The organism is Fredinandcohnia onubensis, assembly GCF_002734285.1.
In the GTDB taxonomy this organism is placed as follows: domain Bacteria; phylum Bacillota; class Bacilli; order Bacillales; family Bacillaceae_L; genus Ferdinandcohnia; species Ferdinandcohnia onubensis_A.
The window spans coordinates 1-25,451 of record NZ_NSEA01000020.1; the positions used below are offsets into that span (position 1 = coordinate 1).

24 protein-coding genes and 1 riboswitch are annotated in these 25,451 nt (G+C 39.8%); of the genes, 22 read left to right on the plus strand and 2 right to left on the minus strand.

Going from position 1 to position 25,451, the window contains the following annotated elements:
- The first annotated feature begins 514 nt into the window (after positions 1–514).
- Positions 515–820, plus strand: coding sequence for a DUF3784 domain-containing protein (locus tag CKJ95_RS18595; protein ID WP_099354945.1), 306 nt, complete (start codon positions 515–517; stop codon positions 818–820).
- A gap of 36 nt (positions 821–856) precedes the next feature.
- Here CKJ95_RS18595 and CKJ95_RS18600 read toward each other — a convergent pair whose 3' ends face one another.
- The gene (locus CKJ95_RS18600; protein ID WP_099354946.1) at positions 857–1,291 is read right to left on the minus strand and encodes an Hsp20/alpha crystallin family protein; all 435 of its coding nucleotides are present in this window, start codon (positions 1,289–1,291) and stop codon (positions 857–859) included.
- Positions 1,292–1,478: 187 nt separating this feature from the next.
- Between CKJ95_RS18600 and CKJ95_RS18605 the strand changes: the two genes are divergently transcribed.
- The 14 genes from CKJ95_RS18605 (at position 1,479) to purD (ending at position 15,315) form a co-directional block, all read left to right on the plus strand.
- Positions 1,479–2,021, plus strand: a complete 543-nt coding sequence (locus CKJ95_RS18605) for a DUF2179 domain-containing protein (protein WP_099354947.1) — start codon at positions 1,479–1,481, stop codon at positions 2,019–2,021.
- Entirely contained in the window at positions 2,018–2,215 is a 198-nt protein-coding gene (locus CKJ95_RS18610) for an NETI motif-containing protein (protein WP_099354948.1), read from the plus strand. The genes CKJ95_RS18605 and CKJ95_RS18610 overlap by 4 nt, the downstream gene beginning before the upstream one ends.
- A 74-nt stretch (positions 2,216–2,289) precedes the next feature.
- Positions 2,290–2,391, plus strand: a riboswitch (purine riboswitch).
- A gap of 99 nt (positions 2,392–2,490) precedes the next feature.
- Entirely contained in the window at positions 2,491–2,979 is a 489-nt protein-coding gene (gene purE / locus CKJ95_RS18615) for a 5-(carboxyamino)imidazole ribonucleotide mutase (RefSeq protein WP_099354949.1), read from the plus strand.
- The gene (purK, locus tag CKJ95_RS18620; RefSeq protein ID WP_142353961.1) at positions 2,972–4,111 is read left to right on the plus strand and encodes a 5-(carboxyamino)imidazole ribonucleotide synthase; all 1,140 of its coding nucleotides are present in this window, start codon (positions 2,972–2,974) and stop codon (positions 4,109–4,111) included. Before purE ends, purK begins: the two co-directional genes overlap by 8 nt.
- 12 nt (positions 4,112–4,123) lie before the next feature.
- Positions 4,124–5,416, plus strand: coding sequence for an adenylosuccinate lyase (gene purB / locus CKJ95_RS18625; RefSeq protein ID WP_099354951.1), 1,293 nt, complete (start codon positions 4,124–4,126; stop codon positions 5,414–5,416).
- Between the two features lie 54 nt (positions 5,417–5,470).
- Complete coding sequence (gene purC, locus CKJ95_RS18630) at positions 5,471–6,187, plus strand: phosphoribosylaminoimidazolesuccinocarboxamide synthase (RefSeq protein ID WP_142353962.1); 717 nt, start codon at positions 5,471–5,473, stop codon at positions 6,185–6,187.
- The gene (gene purS / locus CKJ95_RS18635; RefSeq protein ID WP_099355016.1) at positions 6,187–6,441 is read left to right on the plus strand and encodes a phosphoribosylformylglycinamidine synthase subunit PurS; all 255 of its coding nucleotides are present in this window, start codon (positions 6,187–6,189) and stop codon (positions 6,439–6,441) included. Before purC ends, purS begins: the two co-directional genes overlap by 1 nt.
- On the plus strand, positions 6,438–7,127 hold the full coding sequence (gene purQ, locus CKJ95_RS18640; protein WP_099354953.1) for a phosphoribosylformylglycinamidine synthase subunit PurQ: 690 nt from the start codon (positions 6,438–6,440) through the stop codon (positions 7,125–7,127). Before purS ends, purQ begins: the two co-directional genes overlap by 4 nt.
- Positions 7,111–9,339 (plus strand): phosphoribosylformylglycinamidine synthase subunit PurL, encoded by a 2,229-nt coding sequence (gene purL, locus CKJ95_RS18645; protein ID WP_099354954.1) that lies wholly within the window; start codon positions 7,111–7,113, stop codon positions 9,337–9,339. The genes purQ and purL overlap by 17 nt, the downstream gene beginning before the upstream one ends.
- Positions 9,315–10,733 (plus strand): amidophosphoribosyltransferase, encoded by a 1,419-nt coding sequence (gene purF / locus CKJ95_RS18650; RefSeq protein WP_099354955.1) that lies wholly within the window; start codon positions 9,315–9,317, stop codon positions 10,731–10,733. Before purL ends, purF begins: the two co-directional genes overlap by 25 nt.
- A 23-nt stretch (positions 10,734–10,756) precedes the next feature.
- Positions 10,757–11,797: a phosphoribosylformylglycinamidine cyclo-ligase gene (gene purM / locus CKJ95_RS18655; protein WP_099354956.1), complete on the plus strand. Its 1,041-nt coding sequence runs from the start codon at positions 10,757–10,759 to the stop codon at positions 11,795–11,797.
- Entirely contained in the window at positions 11,794–12,390 is a 597-nt protein-coding gene (gene purN / locus CKJ95_RS18660) for a phosphoribosylglycinamide formyltransferase (protein ID WP_099354957.1), read from the plus strand. Before purM ends, purN begins: the two co-directional genes overlap by 4 nt.
- Complete coding sequence (gene purH, locus CKJ95_RS18665) at positions 12,387–13,925, plus strand: bifunctional phosphoribosylaminoimidazolecarboxamide formyltransferase/IMP cyclohydrolase (RefSeq protein ID WP_099354958.1); 1,539 nt, start codon at positions 12,387–12,389, stop codon at positions 13,923–13,925. Before purN ends, purH begins: the two co-directional genes overlap by 4 nt.
- A 97-nt stretch (positions 13,926–14,022) precedes the next feature.
- Positions 14,023–15,315, plus strand: a complete 1,293-nt coding sequence (gene purD, locus CKJ95_RS18670) for a phosphoribosylamine--glycine ligase (protein WP_099354959.1) — start codon at positions 14,023–14,025, stop codon at positions 15,313–15,315.
- Positions 15,316–15,411: 96 nt separating this feature from the next.
- Here purD and CKJ95_RS18675 read toward each other — a convergent pair whose 3' ends face one another.
- The gene (locus CKJ95_RS18675; RefSeq protein ID WP_099354960.1) at positions 15,412–15,669 is read right to left on the minus strand and encodes a YgaP family membrane protein; all 258 of its coding nucleotides are present in this window, start codon (positions 15,667–15,669) and stop codon (positions 15,412–15,414) included.
- 156 nt (positions 15,670–15,825) lie between these two features.
- Between CKJ95_RS18675 and CKJ95_RS18680 the strand changes: the two genes are divergently transcribed.
- From CKJ95_RS18680 to CKJ95_RS18710, 7 genes are all read left to right on the plus strand, one after another.
- Positions 15,826–17,568 (plus strand): adenine deaminase C-terminal domain-containing protein, encoded by a 1,743-nt coding sequence (locus tag CKJ95_RS18680; RefSeq protein WP_099354961.1) that lies wholly within the window; start codon positions 15,826–15,828, stop codon positions 17,566–17,568.
- A 55-nt stretch (positions 17,569–17,623) separates the two neighbouring features.
- The gene (locus CKJ95_RS18685; protein ID WP_099354962.1) at positions 17,624–18,673 is read left to right on the plus strand and encodes a DUF3048 domain-containing protein; all 1,050 of its coding nucleotides are present in this window, start codon (positions 17,624–17,626) and stop codon (positions 18,671–18,673) included.
- Positions 18,674–18,701: 28 nt separating this feature from the next.
- Positions 18,702–19,004 carry a YerC/YecD family TrpR-related protein gene (locus tag CKJ95_RS18690; protein ID WP_099354963.1) on the plus strand — a complete coding sequence of 101 codons (303 nt, stop codon included), beginning with the start codon at positions 18,702–18,704 and terminating at the stop codon, positions 19,002–19,004.
- A gap of 187 nt (positions 19,005–19,191) precedes the next feature.
- Positions 19,192–19,878, plus strand: a complete 687-nt coding sequence (locus tag CKJ95_RS18695) for a heptaprenylglyceryl phosphate synthase (protein ID WP_099354964.1) — start codon at positions 19,192–19,194, stop codon at positions 19,876–19,878.
- Between the two features lie 71 nt (positions 19,879–19,949).
- Positions 19,950–22,184, plus strand: coding sequence for a DNA helicase PcrA (pcrA, locus tag CKJ95_RS18700; protein WP_099354965.1), 2,235 nt, complete (start codon positions 19,950–19,952; stop codon positions 22,182–22,184).
- A gap of 18 nt (positions 22,185–22,202) precedes the next feature.
- On the plus strand, positions 22,203–24,209 hold the full coding sequence (gene ligA / locus CKJ95_RS18705; RefSeq protein ID WP_099354966.1) for an NAD-dependent DNA ligase LigA: 2,007 nt from the start codon (positions 22,203–22,205) through the stop codon (positions 24,207–24,209).
- A 13-nt stretch (positions 24,210–24,222) separates the two neighbouring features.
- Positions 24,223–25,428: a CamS family sex pheromone protein gene (locus tag CKJ95_RS18710; RefSeq protein WP_099354967.1), complete on the plus strand. Its 1,206-nt coding sequence runs from the start codon at positions 24,223–24,225 to the stop codon at positions 25,426–25,428.
- Positions 25,429–25,451: the final 23 nt, after the last annotated feature.

Sequence of the window (25,451 nt, forward strand, 5' to 3'; positions counted from 1 at the left end):
TGAGAGTAGGACGTCGCTAGGCAACTGAAAGATCAGCCGTTATGGTTGGTCTTTTTTTGTGTTTGGAAAGAGTAATTTGAAAATCGTGGTGGGTTTTCTTCTAATAGGTAGATAAAAGGAATGTAATTGTGAGTATGGTGATCGCTTTATGATGAAATTAGGAAAACTCGAAAAGCAATAAGTGCCTAATCGGTATATTGTCATATCGAAAAACGATAAAGGATATACCGTAAACAGCTTAATCGGTATATCGTCACATCGCAAAACGATAAATGCTATACCGCAAATAGCTTAAACAGTATATCGCCATATTGAGAAACAATAAATGCTATACCGTAAATAACCCCACAAACCCCGCAACACCACAAAGCGTGTACCCCAACTAAAAAAATAAGCTGAACATAGGACAAATAACCGACCCATATATTAACCTAAAACTACCATTCCTGAAACCTCCCACCCCGTAAAACCGTATATACCGTTATACATAACAAATAACAAAGGAGGACCTCCAATGCTTGCTGGATTCATTACCTGCTTTCTTGTTGGGCTTTTATGTATCTTTATGGGGTATTTGACATGGAAGAAGAAGATGCTTTCTCTAATCGCTGGATATAATGAAGAAACGTTTAAAGGAGATAAGGAGAAGTTAGCAAAAGCAGTCGGTGTGTTTACAATTATTATCGGTCTTCTTACCATTTTACTTCCATTTGGCTTAGAATACTTAAGTGAATGGGTAGGACTACTTTTCGGCGCAATTACTCTTGTTGGAACAATCGTCCTAATTATTTATGTAAATAAACTAAATCACCCTATGTAAAAGAATCCCCCACTGAACCGTGAGGGATTTTTCCAGTTATTTGTCTCCATCTACTACCTCGACTTTTTTACGGGAGTCATCGGGGATTTGTTTGTGAAGGTGGATGAGTAGGAGCCCTCTTTTATAGCTTGCTTTAATCCGATCTTCTTTTACCGTGTAGGGGAGTTGTATTTCTCGTTGGAAGCTACCTTGAAAAATACCTTCTTGAATGATATCAAAGCCTTTAAAGTTCAAATTGATTTTTCCTTGTACTTCGAGTGTTTGATGATTTACATAAATGTCGACATCCTCGACTTTTGTTAACCCTGGTAGGCTTAAGACAACCAGTAGCTCATTTTCACCTTGATAAAGATTTAGTTGAGAATGGGCGTTGTCGAAAAATGGGGTAAATTCATTCCAAAATTCATCACCAAAAAAATGGTCCCATTGTTTTCGCCAATTATTCATATTTTTAAATTGGTCCATTTTCATGGGCTGTTGTTCCCTCCTCAAAAATACATAATTCCACTAAAGTAGTATATGAGGATTCAAATAGGTATGTGCCTACGAAAAATTCATGAAAAAATATGTTTTGGGTAGTATTCTTTAGGGAAAATGTTTAGTAAAATGAATACTTTGGTAAGCTAAGAGAAGGAAAGGTTCCTAAGGGGGAGTAAATTTGTTATCGAATGCGTATGTAATGGTTTTCATTATTTTAGTGATTAATATTGTGTATGTGTCCTTTTTTACGATTCGAATGATCTTGACGTTGAAGGGGCAGCGATATTTAGCTGCGTTAATAAGTACGGTTGAGGTTGTTATTTATGTAGTAGGTCTTGGTTTGGTGTTAGATAATTTAAACCAGATTCAAAATTTAGTGGCATATGCAGTTGGTTACGGAATCGGTGTCATTGTAGGGATGAAAATTGAAGAGAAGCTTGCGCTCGGATATATTACGGTAAATGTAATAACAAAGGAATATGAGATGGATTTGCCGAAAAAATTGCGCGATGAGGGATACGGTGTTACGACATGGCAAACCCAAGGTAGAGAGGGAGACCGATTGTCGATGACGATTTTAACTCCACGCAAATATGAGATGAAATTATATAAAACCATTACTGATATGGATCCGAAGGCGTTTGTGATTACGTATGAACCAAAATCCATTCATGGCGGATTCTGGGTCAGGGCTGTTAGGAGAGGAAAGCTTGAAACATGAGTAAACCAAAAAAGCAAAAATTTGAAGTGAAAGAAAATGAAACGATTGATCAATGCCTCGACCGAATGAAGGCAGAAGGGTATTTTCCTGTTAGAAGAATGGAGGAACCTGTCTTTCAGGAGGTAACGCGTAATGGAGAGATTATCGTCGAACCTTGTGGGAGAAGGATTGTTTTTGAAGGGAAGTTGCAGTAAAACACGAACATTAAAAATGAAATTTTTGTAAAACGTTCGATATTAATTGACAATTGAATAGCAATGTTGATAAGATTAGGTTAGAAAAAATACCTCATATAATCTTGGGAATATGGCCCATAAGTTTCTACCCGATAACCGTAAATTATTGGACTATGAGGGAAAAGTATAATTTTACCTATTCTTGATATAGAATGCCCAGGTAGGATTGCTTTCCCTTTTTGGAAATCAGTCTTTTGCCTGGGCATTTTTTTATGACAATTTAGGAGGATCTTATGAATCCAGTAGTTGGTGTAATTATGGGAAGTACTTCAGATTGGGAAACGATGAAAGAAGCATGCAATGTTTTAGAGGATATTGGAATTCCTTTTGAAAAAAAGGTAGTTTCTGCTCACCGTACTCCGGATCTTATGTTTGAATATGCTCAAAACGCAAAGGAGCGAGGCATTAAGGTCATCATTGCGGGAGCTGGTGGTGCTGCACATCTACCAGGCATGGTTGCAGCAAAAACAACCCTACCTGTAATCGGGGTTCCGGTTCAATCGCGTGCATTAAATGGACTCGATTCTTTATTGTCAATTGTTCAAATGCCTGGTGGGGTACCAGTTGCAACGGTTGCAATTGGGAAAGCAGGCGCTACAAATGCTGGATTACTAGCAGCTTCGATTCTTGGGACATCTAATCCAGAGTGGGATCAGAAGCTTGTTGATATAAGAGAAAATAAAAAAATTCAAGTACTAGAAAGTAGTGATGAACTTGAATAAGCAAATTTTACCGGGCCAAACGATTGGAATTATTGGTGGGGGTCAGCTTGGACGAATGATGGCCATTTCGGCTAAGGAAATGGGATTTTTTGTGGCTGTTTTAGACCCAACGCCAAATTCACCGTGTGGGCAGGTAGCTGATATTGAAATTACGGCCAATTATGATGACCTAGAGGCTATCAAGCAATTGGCAAGCGTTAGTGATGTAATTACGTATGAATTTGAAAATATAGATTATGAGGCTCTTACATGGCTTGAAGAAAATGCAAATCTACCACAAGGAAGCCACCTATTAAAAATTACACAAGATCGTGGTACTGAAAAGAGTGCAATTCAGGAGATTGGCTTGAAAGTTGCGCCGTTTCAACTTGTGGAAAATCAAGAGCAATTAGCTGAGGCAGTTGAGGTAATTGGATTTCCTTCTGTGTTAAAAACTTGCCGTGGAGGCTATGACGGAAAAGGTCAATTTGTTTTAAAACAGAAGGAAGATATAGCATTAGCAGGAAAACTTCTAGCTTCTGGGCGTTGTATCTTGGAGGCATGGGTTCCATTTCAGAAAGAAGTTTCTGTCATTGTTACACGAAATATAGCAGGTGAGGTAAAAGCTTTTCCAGTATCGGAAAACATTCATGTTGAGAATATCCTACACCAATCAATTGTTCCGGCTAGAATTTCTGAAATAAGAGAAACTAAGGCAAGAGAAATGGCAATGAAGCTTGCTTCCGAATTTCAATTAGTAGGAACATTAGCGGTTGAAATGTTTGTGACGGAGGATGGTGAAATCTATATCAATGAACTGGCACCACGACCACATAACTCTGGACACTATTCAATTGATGCGTGCGAAACTTCACAATTCGAGCAGCATGTTCGCTCAGTCTGTAATTGGCCGCTTGGAGAAACGACTCTTTTACGTCCTGTTGTGATGACAAACATTCTTGGTGAGCATGTCCAGCCATTACTTGAAAAAGTATCTCTTTTATCAAGTGTGAAGGTTCATTTATATGGCAAAGCAGAAGCAAAAGTGAAGAGAAAGATGGGGCATGTTACCGTCTTAGGACAAACAGTGGAAGAGGCTTTAAAAAAGTCAGATTCCTTACAAATTTGGAATGATTCACATATTCGCGTTTAAGGAGGATTTTACATGATTGAACGTTACACTCGTGAGGAAATGGGGGCTATTTGGACGGAGGAGAATCGTTTCCGTGCTTGGCTCGAAGTGGAAATTTTAGCTTGTGAGGCTTGGGCGGAGTTGGGTGATATCCCAAAAGAAGATGTTGCCCTTATCCGTAAAAATGCATCCTTTGATGTGAATCGAATTAAAGAAATTGAAGAAGAAACAAGACATGATGTTGTGGCCTTTACACGTGCCGTATCAGAAACACTAGGTGAAGAAAGAAAATGGGTTCATTATGGATTAACGTCTACTGATGTTGTAGATACAGCCCTATCTTATCTGTTAAAACAGGCCAATGACATTTTACAAAAAGACATAGAACGCTTTATCAATATTTTAGCGGAAAAAGCGAAAGAACATAAACATACCGTTATGATGGGGCGTACACATGGCGTTCATGCTGAACCAACAACATTTGGCTTAAAGCTTGCTTTATGGCATGAGGAAATGAAACGTAATCTTGAACGCTTTAAGCATGCTGCGGAGGGTGTTCAGTTTGGGAAGATTTCAGGAGCGGTTGGAACTTATGCCAACATCGATCCGTTTGTTGAGCAGTATGTGTGCGAAAAGCTTGGCATTACAGCTGCACCGATTTCTACACAGACATTACAGCGTGACCGTCACGCAGCGTATATGTCCGCATTAGCCCTTATCGCAACTTCAATAGAAAAATTTGCGGTTGAAGTCCGTGGCTTGCAAAAGAGTGAAACAAGAGAAGTAGAAGAATTTTTTGCGAAAGGTCAAAAAGGTTCATCAGCCATGCCACACAAACGAAATCCAATTGGGTCTGAGAACATGACAGGATTGGCTCGTGTGATTCGTGGATATATGATGACATCCTATGAAAATGTGCCCCTTTGGCATGAACGTGATATTTCACATTCATCTGCAGAGCGCATTATTTTACCGGATGCTACGATTGCGTTGAATTATATGCTTAATCGCTTCGGAAATATTGTAAAGAACCTAACTGTGTTCCCAGAGAACATGAAACGCAACATGGACCGTACACTTGGATTGATTTACTCGCAACGTGTGCTACTAGCGCTGATTGACTCAGGTTTAACAAGAGAAGAGGCTTATGATACGGTACAGCCTAAGGCAATGGAAGCTTGGGAAAAACAAGTTCCGTTCCGCGGGTTAATTGAGGCTGAAGAAAAAATCACGAGCCGTTTATCTCCAGCACAAATTGAGGATTGCTTTGATTATAATTACCACCTTAAGCATGTAGACATGATTTTTGAACGCTTAGGTTTATAAATAAAATATATAATGTCGCTTAATCTGAATCTTTTAGGGGGAGTCCAGATGGACGTGAAAAAGCTTCGTTTACTGTATGAAGGAAAGGCTAAGAAACTCTATCAAACTGCTGAAGACTCCATCGTCTTAGTTGAATACAAGGATGATGCCACAGCGTTTAATGGGGAAAAAAAAGCACAGATCGTTGGCAAGGGTCGATTGAATAACGAGATTACAAGCCTCATTTTTTCAAAGCTCCATACTGCAGGAATCAAAACACATTTTATCGGCAAGCTTTCAGAAAATGAACAACTCGTCAAGCATGTATCAATCATACCGTTGGAAGTTGTTGTACGAAATGTGGTTGCTGGCGGTTTTTCAAAGCGAGTTGGAATTGAAGAAGGAACGGATTTAATAAAACCAATTGTTGAATTTTACTATAAAAATGATGACCTAGGTGATCCACTCGTGAACGAGGATCACATTGAAGTTCTTAGTCTTGCAACAAAAAACCAAGTGCTAGAACTTAAAGAACAAGCACTAAAAATCAATGGTGTATTACGTTCTTTCTTTGCAGACCTTCAAATCAGATTAATAGATTTTAAACTTGAATTTGGTGTTACGAAAGACGGAGAGGTTTTATTAGCTGATGAGATTTCACCTGATACCTGCCGCTTCTGGGATATTGAAACAAATGAAAAATTGGATAAAGACGTATTCCGCAGAGACCTCGGAAATGTAACAGACGCTTATACGGAAATTTTAAATCGACTAGGAGGACAAATTGCATGATGTACAAGGTAAAGGTTTATGTAACATTAAAAGAGAGTGTTTTAGATCCACAAGGAAGTGCTGTGAAAGGATCTTTGCACCAATTAAATTATAAAGAAGTAAATGATGTTCGTATCGGAAAATATATGGAGTTAATGATTGATGAAACAGTAGCTGACCTTGATACAACGGTTAAGGAAATTTGTGAAAAGCTTTTAGCAAATACGGTAATTGAGGATTATCGTTATGAGGTTGAGGAGGTTGTCACACAGTGAAATTTGCCGTAATCGTGTTTCCAGGCTCTAACTGCGATGTTGATATGTATCATGCTGTAAAAGATGCCCTTGGTGAAGAAGTCGAGTATGTATCGCATACTGCAACAAATCTTGAAGAGTTCGATGGTATTCTACTTCCTGGAGGCTTCTCTTATGGAGATTACCTACGTACAGGTGCACTTGCTCGTTTTTCAAATGTCATGGACGAGGTTGTAAAAGCAGCTGAGGCTGGTAAACCAATCCTTGGTGTATGCAATGGCTTCCAAATCCTGTTAGAAGCAGGGCTTCTGCCAGGTGCGATGCGCCGTAATGAGAAACTAAAGTTCATGTGTCGTCCGGTTGAGCTAAGAGTTGAAAACAGTACAACAATGTTTACATCTGAATATAAAGCGGGTGAAGTCATCACAGTTCCGATTGCCCACGGTGAAGGAAACTATTATTGTGATGAGCAAACACTAGCTAGATTACAAGAAAATAATCAGATCGCATTCACATATAACGGAACAAATCCGAATGGTAGTGTTGCAGATATCGCAGGTATTACAAATGAACGTGGAAATGTTCTAGGAATGATGCCTCATCCGGAAAGAGCGGTTGAGGAGTTATTAGGTAGTGCAGATGGAATCAAATTATTTCAATCAATTGTGAAAAATTGGAGGTTGGCAGCACATGTCGTTACTTCTTGAACCAAGTCCGAACGAAATTAAAGAACAAAAAATATATAGTGAAATGGGTTTAAGTGATTCTGAGTTTGAATTAATCGAAAAGATTATTGGTAGACTTCCAAATTATACAGAGACAGGTTTATTTTCAGTTATGTGGTCTGAGCATTGTAGCTATAAAAACTCAAAGCCTGTGTTACGAAAGTTTCCGACAACTGGTGAGCGCGTTCTTCAAGGACCAGGTGAAGGTGCTGGGATCGTTGATATCGGTGATAACCAAGCGGTTGTTTTTAAAATTGAAAGTCATAACCATCCTTCTGCAATTGAGCCATATCAAGGGGCAGCAACGGGTGTTGGTGGAATAATTCGTGACGTTTTTTCAATGGGAGCAAGACCTATCGCTCTATTAAACTCACTTCGTTTTGGAGAGCTAACTTCTCCAAGAGTGAAATACTTGTTTGAAGAAGTAGTCGCAGGAATCGCTGGCTACGGAAATTGTATTGGAATTCCTACGGTTGGTGGAGAGATTCAATTTGATTCCTCATATGAAGGGAATCCCCTTGTTAACGCTATGTGTGTTGGGCTAATTAACCACGAAGATATTCAAAAGGGTCAGGCAAAAGGTATCGGCAACACAGTGATGTATATTGGTGCGAAAACAGGCCGTGACGGTATCCACGGTGCAACCTTTTCATCTGAGGAACTCTCTGAGGAATCTGATGAAAAACGATCAGCTGTACAAGTTGGAGATCCTTTTATGGAGAAGCTATTGCTTGAAGCATGCCTAGAACTTGTAAAATGTGATGCATTAGTCGGAATTCAAGATATGGGTGCAGCTGGATTAACAAGCTCTTCCGCGGAAATGGCAAGTAAGGCTGGCTCAGGAATTGAAATGAACCTTGATCTTGTTCCACAACGTGAAACAGGGATGACAGGGTATGAAATGATGCTCTCTGAATCACAAGAGCGTATGTTAATCGTTGTTGAAAAAGGAAGAGAGCAAGAAATCCAAGATATCGTGAATAAATATGACCTTGAAGCTGTAGCGATCGGTAAAGTTACAGATGATAAACAACTTCGATTAGTACACAAGGGTGAAGTTATCGCGGATGTTCCGGTTGATGCACTAGCAGAAGAGGCACCTATCTATCATAAGCCTTCAAGTGAGCCAGCTATGTATCGTGAATTTAAGGAAATGAAGGTTGAAGCTCCTAAGCTTGAAGATGTAGGGCAAACTCTACTGGATTTACTTGCACAACCAACAATCGCAAGTAAAGAATGGGTTTATGATCAATATGATTACATGGTCCGTACAAATACGGTTGTGGCTCCGGGGTCAGATGCAGCGGTTGTAAGAATTCGTGATACTCAGAAAGCACTTGCGATGACAACAGACTGTAATTCTAGATACCTTTATCTAGACCCTGAGGTTGGTGGGCAAATTGCTGTTAGTGAAGCAGCAAGAAATATTGTTTGCTCTGGTGGCGCACCGCTTGCGATTACTGATAACCTGAACTTTGGGAATCCAGAGAATCCAGAAATTTTTTGGCAAATTGAAAAAGCAGCAGATGGAATTAGTGAGGCATGCCGTGTGTTAAACACTCCAGTTATTGGAGGAAACGTGTCTCTTAACAATGAAACGAACGGTAAAGCTATTTATCCAACACCAGTTATCGGAATGGTTGGATTGATTGATGATGTCGCTCATATTACGACTCAGGAGTTTAAAGAAGCAGGCGACCTCGTGTATGTAGTAGGAGAAGCGAAAGAAGAATTTGCAGGCAGCGAGCTACAAAAATTAATTCATGGCGAGATTTTTGGTCCCGTTCCTGAACTAGATTTAGAGATTGAAAAAAGAAGACAAAAACAAGTTTTAACTGCCATTCGTGCAGGTGTTATCGCTTCTGCACATGATGTGGCAGAGGGTGGCTTCGGAGTTGCATTAGCAGAGAGCACATTTGGAGCAAAAGGTTTAGGTGTAAAGGTGAAAATTCAAGGGGATGTAGTAACTGAGTTATTCAGTGAAACACAATCTCGTTTTATCGTAACTGTGAAGAAAGAAAACAAAGAAAAGTTTGAACAGCTTGTAAGAGCAAATCTGGTCGGAGAAGTAACAGGCGCTGGATCATTTATTGTTGAGGATCAAACTGGAAAGGAAGTTATTAATCTTCCAGTCGATGATCTAAGACGCACATGGAAAGGAGCTATCCCATGCTTGCTGAACTCAAAGGCTTAAATGAGGAATGTGGTGTATTCGGTATCTGGGGACATCCAGATGCAGCAAAACTAACTTACTATGGATTACACAGCTTACAGCATCGTGGTCAAGAAGGTGCCGGTATTGTTGTCAGTAATGGCGAAAAGCTTCGAATTGTAAAAGGAGAAGGCCTTGTAAATGAAGTATTTGGCAATGGCCAACTCGAACAACTAGAAGGAAATGCAGCGATTGGGCATGTTCGTTATGCAACAGCTGGGGGTGGGGGCATTCAAAATGTTCAGCCCCTCCTCTTTCATTCTCAAGTAGGTGGGCTAGCGATTGCGCATAACGGAAACCTTGTAAATGCAAATGACTTAAAGCATCAGTTGGAAAACCAAGGAAGCATCTTTCAAACTTCCTCTGATACAGAAGTTCTTGCACACTTAACTAGAAAAAGCGGCTATACAAAAATTAAAGACCGTGTCAAAAATGCCTTAACAATGTTAAAAGGGGCTTATGCCTTTTTGATCATGACTGAAAAGAAAATGATTGTTGCTCTGGACCCAAATGGTCTTCGTCCGTTATCACTTGGCAAACTGGGTGATGCTTGGGTAGTAGCCTCTGAGACTTGTGCATTTGATATAATCGGGGCTAAATTCGAAAGAGATGTTGAGCCAGGTGAACTAATTGTGATCAATGATGAAGGCATTCAATCAGAACGTTTTTCATTAATGGCAAATCGTGCAATGTGCAGCATGGAATATATTTATTTTTCACGTCCGGATAGTAATATTAACGGTGTGAATGTTCATACAGCAAGAAAAAATTTAGGTAAACAGCTTGCTCTTGAAGCACCAATTGATGCCGATATTGTAACAGGTGTACCGGATTCTAGTATTTCAGCAGCGATTGGTTACGCAGAAGAATCAGGAATTCCTTATGAGTTAGGTCTCATCAAAAACCGGTATGTCGGTAGAACGTTTATTAAGCCAACCCAATCATTACGTGAACAAGGTGTAAAAATGAAACTTTCACCTGTTAATGGGGTTGTGGAAGGCAAGCGCGTTGTCATGGTGGATGACTCAATTGTTCGTGGAACAACAAGCCGACGAATTGTAAAAATGCTTCGCGATGCAGGTGCTTTAGAAGTGCATGTATGCATTAGTTCACCGCCAATTAAGAATCCATGCTTTTACGGAATTGATACCTCAACACATGAGGAATTGATTGCTTCTTCACATTCAATTGAAGAAATGCGTCAAATCATTGGGGCGGATACATTAACATTTTTAAGTCCTGAGGGGCTTGTAAAAGCAATTGGTAGACCGTTTGAAGGAGAAAATCGCGGTCAATGTATGGCTTGCTTTACAGGGAAATATCCAACGGAGATCTTCCCAGATACGGTATTGCCGCATGAAAAAGTATTCAGCTAAAAAAAGTAGAGGTGTTCATAACGATGGCAAATGCTTATAAGCAAGCTGGAGTAGACATTGAAGCAGGCTATGAGGCTGTTTCCAGAATGAAAAAGCATGTTGCAAAAACAGTTCGCCCAGAAGTGATGGGTGGACTTGGCAGCTTTGGTGGAATGTTTGACTTATCTAAGGTAAACGTAAAAGAGCCTGTTTTGGTTTCAGGCACAGACGGTGTTGGCACTAAACTGATGTTGGCTTTTATGATGGATAAGCACGACACCATTGGGATCGACGCGGTTGCAATGTGTGTAAATGATATTGTGGTTCAGGGAGCTGAGCCTTTATACTTTTTAGATTATATTGCATGCGGAAAAGCACAACCTGAAAAAATCGAGCAAATTGTAAAAGGAATTGCGGACGGTTGTGAGCAAGCAGGCTGTGCGTTAATTGGTGGTGAAACTGCTGAAATGCCAGGAATGTATAGTGAGGATGAATATGACCTTGCTGGTTTTTCAGTAGGTGTTGCAGAGAAGTCTAAGCTTGTAACCGGTGCTTCAATCAAGCCTGGTGATGTTCTAATCGGTCTTTCCTCAAGCGGAATACACAGTAATGGCTATTCACTCGTACGGAAGGTTCTACTAGAGGATGGTGGATTAGACCTTCACAAAACGTACGGAAAAATCGAGCGTACATTAGGTGAAGAACTTCTTCAACCGACTAAAATATATGTGAAGTCTTTATTAAAAGCAATGGAGAAGTTTGAAGTAAAGGGAATGTCCCATATTACAGGTGGGGGCTTTGTTGAGAATATTCCCCGTATGCTTCCAGAAGGTGTAGGGGCGGAAATTGATTACGGTTCATGGCCAATTCCGCCAATCTTTGATCTGCTCCAAGAGACCGGAAACCTTAATCGTGAAGAAATGTTTAATATATTTAATATGGGAATCGGAATGGTGCTAGCTATCAATGAGGCTGACCTCCACGAACTTCTTCAACTACTTGAGGAGCAAGGGGAAAAAGCATATATAATTGGCCGAATTAAAGAAGGTAATGGTGTAACCTTTGGTGGGGGAGCACTTGTATGAAGAAAATAGCTGTCTTTGCATCAGGGAGTGGCACAAACTTTCAAGCTATTGCAGATTCGATAAAAGAAGGAAGACTTGCAGCAGAAATTGAATTACTAGTTTGTGATAAGCCAGGTGCAAAAGTAATCGAACGTGCTTCAAAGGAATGGGTGGACACTTTTGTTTTTTCACCAAAAGACTATCAAGAAAAATCATTATTCGAAGCCGAAATTGTGGAAGTTTTACGTGAGAAAAATGTAGAATTAATTGTATTGGCTGGATACATGAGATTAATTGGCGATACGCTTTTAAAGGCGTATCGCAATAAAATTATCAATATCCATCCTTCTCTTTTACCTGCCTTTCCAGGTAAGGATGCAGTTGGTCAGGCATTTCAAGCGGGCGTGAAGACGACTGGTGTTACGATTCATTATGTCGATGAAGGTATGGATACAGGCCCAATCATTGCACAAAGGGAACTATCTATTGAACCAGGAGATACATTAGCACTCATTGAAGAAAAAGTTCATCAAATTGAGCATGAATTTTATCCACAGATCCTGCAATCACTTGTAACAGCAAAGAATTCTAGAGTAGGGAGCGATTCAAAGTGACAATCAAGCGAGCACTCGTCAGTGTTTCAGATAAACAGGGACTTGTTCCATTTGTAATAGGTTTAATTGATAATGGGGTTGAAGTTATTTCAACAGGCGGTACAAAGCGTACTCTTGAGGAAGCAGGCCTCTCTGTCATCGGAATTTCAGAGGTAACAAACTTTCCAGAAATCATGGATGGTCGTGTAAAAACACTACATCCAAATATTCATGGTGGTCTTCTTGCAGTACGAGAAAATGAAGAACATGTTAAACAACTTCAAGAGCATGACATTACACCAATTGATTTAGTTGTTGTCAACCTATATCCATTTCAACAAACAATTGCAAAACCAGATGTCCAGTTTGCGGATGCAATTGAAAATATCGATATTGGCGGACCTTCTATGCTTCGTTCTGCTGCAAAAAACCACAAATATGTAACAGTTGTGGTTGATCCACAGGATTACGATACTGTATTAGCGGAAATTGCTGAAAAAGGTGAAGTTGCAGCTGAAACAAAGCTTCGATTGGGAGCAAAAGTATTCCGACACACTGCTGCTTATGATGCAGTTATCGCTGAATTTTTAACAAATGCAGCGGGTGAGGAAAATCCAGAATCCTTAACCGTTACTTATGAAAAGAAACAAGACCTTCGTTATGGGGAGAACCCTCATCAAAAGGCTGCATTTTATAAAAAGCCATTAGGAACGAACATTTCGATTGCGTCTGCAACACAATTACACGGAAAGGAATTATCCTACAATAATATTAACGATGCAGATGCTGCCCTTCAAATAGTTAAAGAATTCAAAGAGCCCGCAGCAGTTGCTGTTAAGCATATGAATCCTTGCGGAGTTGGAGTTGGCGCTAATTTAGAGGAAGCATACCAAAAAGCATATGAAGCAGATTCAACGTCAATTTTTGGTGGGATTATCGCAGTGAACCGTGAAGTTGATGCACAAACTGCTCATAAATTGCGAGAAATTTTCCTTGAAATTATTATTGCACCATCATTCAGTGAGGAAGCATTTGAAATTCTTTCTTCAAAGAAAAATCTCCGTTTATTGACTGTTGACTTTTCAGATGACAAGAAGGTTGAAAAGAAGCTTGTGTCCGTTCGTGGCGGATTACTTGTTCAAGATGAAGATACTTACGGATTTGAAGAGGCAACTATCTCTGTTCCGACTAAACGTGAACCAACTGAACAAGAATGGGCAGATTTAAAGCTCGGCTGGAAGGTAGTAAAGCATGTTAAATCGAATGCGATTGTGTTAGCAAAAGACAACATGACCATTGGAATTGGTGCCGGTCAAATGAACCGTGTAGGATCAGCAAATATCGCAATTAACCAAGCAGGTGAAAAGGCAAAAGGTTCAGCACTTGCATCAGATGCATTCTTCCCAATGGGTGACACAGTTGAAGCTGCGGCAAAAGCTGGCATCACAGCTATCATCCAACCTGGCGGATCCATTCGTGACGAAGAATCCATTCAAAAAGCCGATGAATACGGAATCGCAATGGTCTTTACAGGAGTACGTCATTTTAAACACTAATTAGGAAAAGCGCAAGCGCCTTGACCTCGAGGGGCTAGGCGCTGGAGCTAGATATTGTAGATATAAGTTAATCAAATTCGTTTGATGAGGTGAAAAAATGAAAGTACTAGTCATTGGCCGCGGTGGCCGTGAACATACGCTTGCTTGGAAGGTCGCGCAAAGCCAAAAAGTAGAAACAGTCTATGTTGCTCCAGGAAATCCAGGCATGCAGACGATCGCAACTTTAATAAACATCGACGAAAATGACTTCGACGGATTAATTGAGTTTGCGAAAAAAGAACAAATCGACCTTACCCTTGTTGGACCTGAAGTTCCATTAATTAATGGTATCGTGGACCGATTCCAGGCTGAAGGCCTCGCCATATTTGGCCCAACAAAGGATGCTGCCCTACTTGAAGGTAGTAAATCCTATGCGAAGGAAATCATGAAAAAGTACGATATCCCAACCGCAGAGTACGAGACATTCACTTCTTATGAAGAAGCGAAACAATATATCCTTGAAAAAGGCGCACCTATCGTGATCAAGGCGGATGGCCTAGCTGCTGGAAAGGGTGTAACAGTAGCTCTTAATTTGGATGCTGCATTAACAAGTGTGTACGACATGCTTGAAGCAAATAAATTTGGTGAAGCAAGTGCTCAAGTTGTTATTGAAGAGTTTCTTGAAGGGGAAGAATTCTCATTAATGGCTTTTGTCGATGGGAAAACGGCCTATCCGATGGTGATTTCACAGGACCATAAGCGTGCTTTTGACAATGATGAAGGTCCTAACACTGGAGGAATGGGTGCTTATTCTCCAGTCCCGCAAATTTCAGATAGTACTGTTCAAGAAGCAGTCGAAACCATCATTAATCCAACAGTTAAAGCGATGAAAGCAGAGGGTAGAGACTTTACTGGTGTCCTTTATGCGGGGCTTATCTTAACTGATAATGGACCAAAAGTAATTGAATACAATGCTCGATTCGGAGATCCTGAAACTCAGGTTGTCCTTCCTCGTTTAGAAACGGACTTCATTGAAGTTATTGAAGGATTACTTGATCAAAAGGAGATAACCCTAGAGTGGTCAGATAAAGCAACTCTTGGAGTCGTATTTGCATCAAAGGGATATCCAGAAAGCTATGAAAAGGGTGCAGTCATCGAAGGGTTAGATAACCTCGATGAGAAAATTACAGCTTTCCATGCCGGAACTGATATGGTGAACAATCAGTTTGTTACGAATGGTGGAAGGGTGTTAACCGTTGTTTCTAGTGGCGAAACCCTTGAACAAGCACAGGACTTTGTTTACCAAGAAGCAGAAAAAATTCAGTGCACAAATTTATTTTACCGGAAAGATATTGGGAACAAGGCAATCTCATATAACGCAAATAATAAGAATAACGCTCAATTCGTGTAATTATCGCGCATTTACGATATTTATTGACGCAATTCCTAAAAATAACACGCAATTCGACTAGTAAAAAGGTAAGAGGATTATCCTCTTACCCTTTTTTTATGATGGGTTTATAGGAGGAAGTTCTTTTAGTGGTGCTGATTCCTCTTGTTTTTTCTCGACATATTCTTGAAAGAGAGCTGTAAGTGGACAGAAACGAGTAATACCCTCAGCCACCTTCATTCCCCCAAGCATTGCCACGATAATGAAACTTTCGCGCCACGGACGTTTTACCATTTTAGCGGTAGCCCAGGCAAGCATTGTAAATCCACATGTAATCCGGACTAAAGCATTGATCATCCCTATATTCGGTTTCATTTTTTTACCCCCGTTTAATTAACTTTACCTTCTCTCAAAAATTGTCAAAAAATTTTACAATTTTTTCTTAAAGTCTTTAATGCACTAAATCGATTAATATGTTACTATAGCATAAAGCGCTTCCATAGCTTAAGGCAGAGATTGGAGAGATGGTTAATGGTTGGGCAACGTTACCGTTGGAAAAATAAGCAACTACGAGAACATGTTGCTGTCATAGATGGAAAAAAATCACCAACAATTCTATTGAAAAATGTCACATATTTAAATCAAATGTTAAAAAAATGGATCAACGCACATATCTGGATTTACCAAGATCGCATTGTGTACGTGGGTCAACAGCTACCATCAAAACTTACCAACTGTGAAGTTGTAGAGTGTGATGGGAAATTTGTAGTGCCAGGTTACATTGAACCTCATGCACATTCTTTTCATTTATATAATCCCCACTCATTTGCTCAATATGCATCCCAAACAGGGACGACTACAATCATAAATGATAACTTAGTGCTCGCATTACAAACGAGTAAAAAGAAAGCGTTTTCTTTCTTGGAGGAAATGAAGAACCTTCCAGTCACAATGTACTGGTGGTGTAGGTTCGATCCTCAGACAGAAATTCATCATGAAGAACAAGCTTTTTCCAATGGAAATGTGCTAAGCTGGCTTGAGCACGATGCTGTTGTTCAAGGTGGTGAATTGACAGGTTGGCCGAAATTGCTTGATGGAGATGACCTCATGCTCCATTGGATTCAAGAAGCGAAACGGATTGGAAAAAAAGTCGAAGGACATTTTCCAGGTGCTTCTGAAAAGACATTAGCTAAAATGATGCTATTAGGTTCGGATTGTGATCATGAGTCGATGACGGGGACAGATGTATTGAATCGTCTTCTGCAAGGTTACACAACTTCATTACGCAATTCATCGATTCGTCCGGACTTGCCAAAAATTTTGGACGAAATACATGAAATAGGTATTGATCAGTATGATAAGTTCATTTTTACAACAGATGGTTCTCCACCAGCGTTTTATGAACAGGGAATTATTGATAACATGATAAAAATCGCAATTGATAAAGGTGTACCGATAATTGATGCATACAATATGGCAACGATCAATGTAGCAAGGCACTATAACATGGATAACCTCCATGGTATGATAGCTACGGGAAGAATTGCAAATCTAAATATTTTATCATCAAGAGAAAATCCGACCCCTGAATCCGTCCTTGCTAAAGGGGTTTGGGTGAAACGTGAAAACAAAGATCAACATGCATTTCCAGAATTTCCGTGGAAGAGTCAGGGCTTTACAAACCTAGCTACAAACTGGGAGTTAACGCTTGATGACTTACAGTTTTCAATGCCGTTTGGAATGAAGATGGAGAATGCGGTTATTATGAAACCATATTCGATTTCCATTGATGCATCCTATGATGAAATTTCAATGGAACATGATGAGAGCTTCTTGATGTTAGTAGACCGGGAAGGGAAATGGCGTGTCAACACAATGATCAAAGGTTTCGCTAATCGAATATCAGGGTTTGCAAGTTCTTTTTCAAATACGGGTGATTTTGTATTAATTGGTAAAAATAAAAAGGATATGCTCCTTGCCTTCAACCGTATGAAGGAACTTGGTGGTGGAATAGTTTTGGTTGAAAACGGTAACATTTTACATGAGGTTCCATTAGATATTGGTGGAATCACTTCGTCTAAATCTGTTGAAGAACTAAGTACTCTTGAAAAGGAATTGGTTCGTTTAGTGCGTGAACGTGGATATAATCACAGTGATCCGATATATACATTAAGCTTTTTATCGTCTACTCATTTACCTTATATTCGCATTACACCACAGGGAATTTATGATGTCATGAATAAAATGGTACTCTTTCCGTCAATAATGCGTTAAAATATAAAAGGATTTCGATTTTTGATTTTCTATTAAAAAGGTTGTGTGCTCAAATATGAAAAAGACTATATACATTCTAGGAATTCTTCTTTTACTCATTTTAGCAGCTTGTAGCAATAAGGAAGCAGCAAAGCAACAGGATGAGCATGAACCGAAACAGACCCAGCCTGTAACAAAGGATGAACCAAAGGAAGAGTTTGATCATGTATTTCCTTTAACAGGGATTGAAACGAATGAGGATGTTAATAGTCGTCCATTTGCAGTCATGGTTAACAATCATCCAAAAGCACGTCCGCAGTCAGGACTACATATGGCTGATATAGTGTATGAGGTGTTAGCGGAGGGAGATGTAACTCGTTTCCTAGCTGTGTTCCAAAGTGAGAAACCAGAAACTATTGGACCAGTTCGAAGTGCTAGAGATTATTATATTGAGTTGAGTAAAGGCTTTGATGCTCTATATGTAGCACATGGCTGGAGCCCTGAGGCTCAACAAATCCTTAACAGCGGCAAGATAGACAACATAAATGGAATGGTTTACGATGGCACTCTTTTTTGGCGTGCTGACCACAATGTTGCTCCACATAATTCATATATTTCATTTGAAAATATTGTAAAAGGGGCAGATAAACAAGGGTATTCCATGGAAGATGAGGTACCAAGTTTTTCATTCTTATCTGAAAATGAGATAGGAGGCATTGAAGGAACAACAGCTGAACATGTTCGAGTGTCCTATTCATCAAGAGATATATTTTCAGCAGTCTACGATTATAATGCTGAAAAAAGTAAGTATGAGCGTTATAGCGGAGGCGACCAAACAGTAGACCGCGAGACAAGTACACCAGTGTTACTCGACAATGTATTAATCGTCGAAATGAATCATCGCTTTATCGATGATTATGGAAGACGTGCGATTGATGTGACAACTGGAGGTAAAGGCTTTTTACTTCAAAAAGGAAAGGCACAGGAAATTGAGTGGAAAAATGTAGAGGGAAGAATTGTGCCGTTCGCAAATGGGGAAGAAATCGGCTTAGTCCCAGGAAAAACGTGGATTAATATCATTCCAACATCACCTGGAATCGCTGGTGCCGTTTCGTTTGGAAATTAGAAAAACTTTCTAAAAAGGGAGAAATCACATGCAAATTGATAAATTACGTGGTAAAGAACTTGATCAATTATTTAATGCAATCCTATCACTGAACGATCTTGAGGAGTGCTATCGATTCTTCGATGATTTATGTACTGTAAATGAAATCCAGTCACTTGCGCAACGGCTTGAAGTCGCAAGAATGTTGCAAGAAGGAAATACGTATCATAAAATCGAAACAGAAACAGGGGCTAGTACAGCAACTATTTCTCGTGTGAAACGTTGCTTAAACTACGGTAACGATGCCTATCAAATGGCACTCGATCGTGTCAAAGAAACGGAAAAACAATAAACATTGTGTGGAAAAGTCGGAACCTTGAGTTTCGGCTTTTTTGTTATTGTGAAAAGTGCTAAAAACAGTAATTTATGGCTAAAGACACCGTTATTAGAAATGAAACATTATGAAATCGACCTAGGTATTAATAGATGGATGTAGTTTTGATATAATGGAGAAATGGAATGATGAATGGAGGATCTTCATGTACGACTTTAGAGAATGGAGACATGTTTTTAAGCTGGATCCGAATAAGGAAATCAGTGATGAACATTTAGATGCAATTTGTGAATCTGGAACGGATGCGATTATTGTTGGTGGAAGTGATGGGGTGACATTGGACAATGTCCTTCACTTAATGTCTCGAATCCGACGTTATACCGTACCAGCCGTTTTAGAGATTTCAAATATTGAGTCAGTTACACCTGGCTTTGATTTATATTTTATTCCAACTGTATTAAACAGTAGTGACACACAATGGATGATGGGTATGCATCATGAGGCGGTAAAGGAATTTGGAGATGTTATGAATTGGGAAGAAATGATTATGCAAGGCTATTGCATTCTTAATGAAGACTGTAAAGCGGCTAAGCTGACGAGTGCAAATGCTTCTTTGGATAAGGATGATGTTGTAGCCTATGCCACAATGGCAGAAAAAATGTTTTCCCTCCCTATTTTTTATATAGAATACAGTGGAGCCTATGGGGATAAGGAGATTGTTTCAGCTGTAAGAGACACATTAGAAACAACAAGACTGTTTTACGGCGGTGGAATAAAGACCGCTGAACAGGCGAAGGAAATGGGACAGTTTGCCGATACTGTAGTTGTAGGAAATATTATATATGAAGATATGAATGCCGCTTTAAAAACAGTACAAGCTGTAAAGGGATAAGAATGGAAATCCAAACGAAAATCGGATAAAATAGAACGTATGTACGATACTGAAATAGGACGGTGAAGGAATTGCAATTTATCAGCAATAAATTGTTATCGGGATTAAACGAACAACAACAAGAAGCGGTTAAAGCAACAGATGGTCCACTTTTAATTATGGCAGGAGCGGGGAGTGGTAAGACTCGAGTTTTGACACACCGTATTGCTTATTTAATGGTGGAAAAACAAGTTGCACCATGGAATATCTTGGCGATCACTTTTACAAATAAGGCAGCTCGAGAAATGAAAGATCGTGTTCAAGCAATTCTAGGAGGAGCAGCTGAAGATATTTGGATTTCAACGTTCCACTCAATGTGTGTTCGAATTTTACGGAGAGACATCGACCGCATGGGGTTCAATCGAAACTTCTCAATTTTGGACACTACTGATCAGCTTTCGGTTATTAAAAATATTTTAAAAGAAAAAAATATTGATCCAAAGAAATTTGACCCACGTACGATTCTAGGAACAATTAGTAGCGCGAAAAATGAATTGCAAACACCCGAAGAATATGAAAAAACAGCGGGTGGCATGTATGAGCAGATTGTAAGTGATGTCTATAAGTTGTATCAAAAGAAACTGCGCAAAAACCAAGCGCTTGATTTTGATGATCTCATTATGACTACCATTCAACTTTTTCAACGGGTTCCGGAAGTGTTGGAATTCTATCAACGTAAATTTCAATATATCCATGTGGATGAGTACCAGGATACAAACCGTGCCCAGTATATGCTGGTTAAGCTTCTGGCTTCACGTTTTAGGAATTTATGTGTTGTGGGTGATTCGGATCAGTCAATTTATCGTTGGCGTGGCGCGGATATCGCCAATATTCTTTCATTTGAAAAAGATTATAAAAATGCAAAAGTGATTTTGCTTGAACAAAACTATCGTTCAACAAAACGAATCTTGCAGGCAGCGAATGTAGTCATCCAAAACAATATGAATCGTAAACCGAAAAATCTATGGACGGAAAATGACGAAGGGAAAAAGCTGTTATACTACCGTGCTGATAGTGAATCTGGGGAAGCACAGTTTGTCGCTGGGAAAATACGTGAACTTGTAGATGGTGGACAACGGGCCTATAAAGATATTGCAATTTTATATCGGACCAATGCCCAATCACGTGTGATGGAGGAAGTATTACTTAAATCCAATATCAACTACCAAATTGTTGGCGGAATTAAGTTCTACGATAGGAAAGAAATTAAGGATATTTTGGCGTACTTGCGCACGATTGCGAATCCAGATGATGATATTAGCATAACGAGAATTATCAATGTACCGAAACGTGGAATTGGTGCGACTTCTATTGATAAAATTGCAAACTATGCGATTGCACAAGACCTTTCCATTTTCCAAGCGTTGCAAGAAGTTGAACAGATTGGTTTAAGTGCAAAAATCACAAATTCTTTACGCGAATTTAGAGATCTAATTAATAATTGGGTCCAAATGCAGGACTATTTATCGGTCACTGAATTGGTTGAGAATGTTTTAGAGAAGACGGAATACGTTGAAATATTAAAGGCTGAAAAAACACTTGAATCTCAAAGCCGAATTGAAAACATCGAAGAATTTTTATCTGTTACACAAAACTTTGAGAAAACAAACGATGACAAAAGTCTTGTAGCCTTTTTAACAGATTTAGCACTAGTGGCGGATATTGATAAACTAGAAGAAGATGAAAATGATAAAAACAATGCAGTTGTCCTAATGACACTTCACTCTGCGAAAGGACTTGAGTTCCCGGTAGTGTTTTTGATGGGAATGGAAGAAGGAGTCTTTCCACATAGTCGTTCTCTTATGGAAGAAGCGGAGATGGAGGAAGAACGCCGCCTTGCTTATGTAGGGATTACAAGAGCGGAAGAAGAGTTGTATCTATCGAATGCACAAATGAGGACCTTGTATGGACGAACATCAATGAATCCAGTTTCACGTTTTATTGCTGAGATCCCAGAGGAACTTCTTGAAGATTTGGGTCAACAACGTAGACAGCAAATGCGTACTCCATTTTCATCGTCATCCTCACCTTCACCTGCGAAACAGCCAGAAAGAAGGGTCTTCTCAAGACCAGTTGCACAATCCACTGGCGGAGATGAAATTGGTTGGAAGGTTGGCGACAAGGCTGAGCATAAAAAGTGGGGAATTGGAACGGTTGTAAGTGTAAAGGGAGAAGGGGAATCGAAGGAATTGGATATTGCATTCCCTAGCCCAACTGGAATCAAACGATTGCTTGCAAAGTTTGCACCAATCACGAAGGCAAATTAGGAAAGAGAGGTTTGGTGTATGGATAAAGTGGCAGCACAAGAAAGAGTTCAGGAGCTTCATGAACTTTTAAACCAGTACAATTATGAATATCATGTACTGGATAAACCTTCTGTACCAGATGCGGAGTATGACCGGTTAATGCGGGAGTTGATTCAGCTTGAGGAGGAGTTTCCGGAGTTACAAACAGGAGATTCTCCTACTGTCCGCGTTGGTGGGCAGGTTCTCGAATCCTTTCACAAAGTAGAGCATCGAATTCCAATGCTAAGTCTCGGTAATGCATTTAATGAGCAGGATTTGCGTGATTTTGACCGCCGTGCACGCCAAGCTGTTGGTGATTCTATCTCTTATGTATGCGAGTTAAAGATTGATGGTCTTGCCGTGTCTTTACGTTATGAGCAAGGTCGTTTTGTTCAAGGCTCTACTCGCGGTGACGGGACGATTGGAGAAGACATCACTGTTAACCTAAAGACGATTCGTTCTATTCCTCTTCGTTTAAAGAAGGCGATTGATGTTGAGGTTCGCGGAGAGGCATTTATGCCGAGAAAATCATTCGAAAAGCTAAATGCGGCTCGACTCGAAAATGAAGAAGAACCTTTTGCGAATCCAAGGAATGCAGCTGCTGGTTCATTGCGACAGCTTGACCCGAAAATTGCAGCAAGTCGCAATCTCGATATCTTCTTGTATGCTATTGCGGATTCAACGAATTTAGGTGTCGATTCGCATAGTGAAGGCCTGGATATGCTTGATGAAGTAGGCTTTAAAACAAACCCAGAACGCAGAAGATGTGCTAGTGTAGAGGAAATTCTCGATTATATTACGGAATGGACAGAAAAGCGTCCAGCCCTTGCGTATGATATTGATGGGATTGTTATAAAAGTAGATTCATTTGACCAGCAGGACGAGCTTGGATTTACTGCAAAAAGTCCGCGTTGGGCGATCGCCTATAAGTTTCCAGCAGAAGAGGTTACAACTAAGTTGATTGATATCGAGTTAAGTGTCGGCCGAACAGGAGTAATCACGCCTACGGCTATCCTTGAACCTGTTCGTGTGGCAGGGACAACCGTGCAGCGCGCATCTCTTCATAATGAAGATTTAATTCGTGAAAAGGACATTCGGATTGGGGACACTGTTGTCGTAAAAAAAGCAGGAGATATCATTCCAGAGGTTGTGAATGTCCTTGTTGAAAAACGAACTGGTGATGAACCAGAGTTCTACATGCCGACACATTGTCCGGAATGTGAAAGTGAATTGGTCCGTTTAGACGGAGAGGTTGCATTACGTTGTATTAACCCGAAATGCCCAGCTCAGATAAGGGAAGGGTTGATCCATTTCGTTTCTAGAAATGCGATGAATATAGATGGGCTTGGAGAAAAGGTTATTTCACAATTATTTGACGAAAAACTGATTTCAGATGTTGCAGATCTATACACATTAACAAAGGAACAGCTGATTAGCCTTGAACGTATGGGTGAGAAATCAGCAGATAATCTCCTTGCAGCAATTGAAAATTCAAAATCTAACTCCTTAGAAAAGCTACTATTTGGTTTAGGAATCCGACATGTTGGAGCGAAGGCAGCAAAGACTTTGGCCCAGCATTTTGAAACGATGGAGAAGCTACAGGTTGCTACAAGGGAAGAACTTACGGCGATCAATGAAATAGGTGAAAAAATGGCTGATGCAGTTGTCACTTATTTTGAGCTCTCAGAGGTTCATGAACTTCTAAATGAACTACGTGAGTATGGAGTAAATTTAGAATATAAAGGTCCTAAGCTTGTATCTGTAGAAGATAGTGATTCCTATTTTGCTGGGAAGACCATTGTTCTTACGGGTAAGCTTGAGCAATTGTCAAGAAATGAAGCAAAAGCTGAGATTGAGGCACTTGGAGGAAAGGTTACAGGAAGTGTAAGTAAAAGCACGGATCTTCTGATTGCAGGTGAAGCAGCTGGCTCGAAGCTTACAAAAGCACAGGATTTAAAAATTGAGATTTGGGATGAGGAAAGACTGGTACAAGAACTAAGGAAGTAAGAGGTGTTCGAACTTGAGAAACCTATATCTTCTAGGCTTAGCGATTTTGCTTCTTTTATCTGGGTGTGCCCCTAAATTTGAACAAGAGACAGAGGTCGTTCAGGATTCAGATAAGAAAGCGGAGAAAGCGATTATTCCTAGATATAATATTTCAGATTCCTATTATAAAGCGGTCCTCCCTTATAAGACAGGAAAAGCGCGGGGGATTGTTGCGTCATATATTAACAATCGATTAGATATCGATGAATTCGAAACGGGATTAATGCGAATCGCTCAGGATTCATTTCCATCTGACAAATATTTTTTCCAGGAAGGCCAGCATCTAGAAAAAGAGACGGTTCAAGACTGGTTAAAGCGGAAAAGGTCATCTGCCCAGCAGCAAGCATATGAAAAGGCATTAGAGAAAAAGAATCTACCAAACGAAGGATTAAATCCGATTTTTGATACATCAAATGAAGACCCGGGCTATGAGGCGGCTATGGAGAAGAGTCCAATGTATGTTGCTGCGATTACGGAACAGAACTATTTAATTAAAAATAATGAAGACAAATTAGAAATTGGAGGAATTGTCATTGGGATAGGCATGAACTCCCATCACTATTACAATCTTCCGGCTAAAATGGGTGGCTATCCAAGGGACGTTGAGATTTCAGATGCTGAAATCGAAAGAGAAGGCAAAAAAGCAGCAGAGGAAATCATTAATCGAATTCGAACCGAAAAAGAGTATGCAAGTATACGTGATATTCCAATTGTCGTAGCTTTGTTTAAACAGCAAGCCGTAAGTGCAGTTGCCCCAGGGAATTTTATCATGAAGGCAAAAGTGGATGCGAACTCATCCAATATCGGAAAATGGGAAACAATTAATGAAAAGTATTACTTCTTTCCATCAAACGAGGCAAAAAATAATTATCGTGAGGATTCATTAATGGTACAAAATTTTTCTGATGCCATTGCGGATTTCTTCCCTAATTTTACAGCAGTCGTCGGAAAAGGCTTTTATAAGGACGATGAACTACAGGAGTTAACTCTTACAATCCCGATGCAATTCTATGGAAAAGCAGAGGTTATTGGTTTTACACAATACGTTACGGGTCTAATAATGGAGCATTTTGATAACTATATTTCGCTTCAGGTATATATCGAATCTGAAAGTGGAGCTGAGAGTGTTATCATACGGGATGCAGGTGAAAACGAACCATCTGTACACGTCTATAATTAACGATGAAAACAAGATCTAACCAT

Bases quoted from the DNA above. Each gene is read 5' to 3' on its own strand.
- purD (WP_099354959.1), top strand. From the start codon at position 14,023: ATGAAAGTACTAGTCATTGGCCGCGGTGGCCGTGAACATACGCTTGCT.
- CKJ95_RS18610 (WP_099354948.1), top strand. From the start codon at position 2,018: ATGAGTAAACCAAAAAAGCAAAAATTTGAAGTGAAAGAAAATGAAACG.
- CKJ95_RS18680 (WP_099354961.1), top strand. From the start codon at position 15,826: ATGGTTGGGCAACGTTACCGTTGGAAAAATAAGCAACTACGAGAACAT.
- purM (WP_099354956.1), top strand. From the start codon at position 10,757: ATGGCAAATGCTTATAAGCAAGCTGGAGTAGACATTGAAGCAGGCTAT.
- CKJ95_RS18675 (WP_099354960.1), bottom strand. From the start codon at position 15,669: ATGAAACCGAATATAGGGATGATCAATGCTTTAGTCCGGATTACATGT.
- CKJ95_RS18690 (WP_099354963.1), top strand. From the start codon at position 18,702: ATGCAAATTGATAAATTACGTGGTAAAGAACTTGATCAATTATTTAAT.
- purS (WP_099355016.1), top strand. From the start codon at position 6,187: ATGTACAAGGTAAAGGTTTATGTAACATTAAAAGAGAGTGTTTTAGAT.
- purE (WP_099354949.1), top strand. From the start codon at position 2,491: ATGAATCCAGTAGTTGGTGTAATTATGGGAAGTACTTCAGATTGGGAA.
- purN (WP_099354957.1), top strand. From the start codon at position 11,794: ATGAAGAAAATAGCTGTCTTTGCATCAGGGAGTGGCACAAACTTTCAA.
- purL (WP_099354954.1), top strand. From the start codon at position 7,111: ATGTCGTTACTTCTTGAACCAAGTCCGAACGAAATTAAAGAACAAAAA.
- ligA (WP_099354966.1), top strand. From the start codon at position 22,203: ATGGATAAAGTGGCAGCACAAGAAAGAGTTCAGGAGCTTCATGAACTT.
- CKJ95_RS18685 (WP_099354962.1), top strand. From the start codon at position 17,624: ATGAAAAAGACTATATACATTCTAGGAATTCTTCTTTTACTCATTTTA.
- purB (WP_099354951.1), top strand. From the start codon at position 4,124: ATGATTGAACGTTACACTCGTGAGGAAATGGGGGCTATTTGGACGGAG.
- CKJ95_RS18695 (WP_099354964.1), top strand. From the start codon at position 19,192: ATGTACGACTTTAGAGAATGGAGACATGTTTTTAAGCTGGATCCGAAT.
- purF (WP_099354955.1), top strand. From the start codon at position 9,315: ATGCTTGCTGAACTCAAAGGCTTAAATGAGGAATGTGGTGTATTCGGT.
- CKJ95_RS18595 (WP_099354945.1), top strand. From the start codon at position 515: ATGCTTGCTGGATTCATTACCTGCTTTCTTGTTGGGCTTTTATGTATC.
- CKJ95_RS18600 (WP_099354946.1), bottom strand. From the start codon at position 1,291: ATGAAAATGGACCAATTTAAAAATATGAATAATTGGCGAAAACAATGG.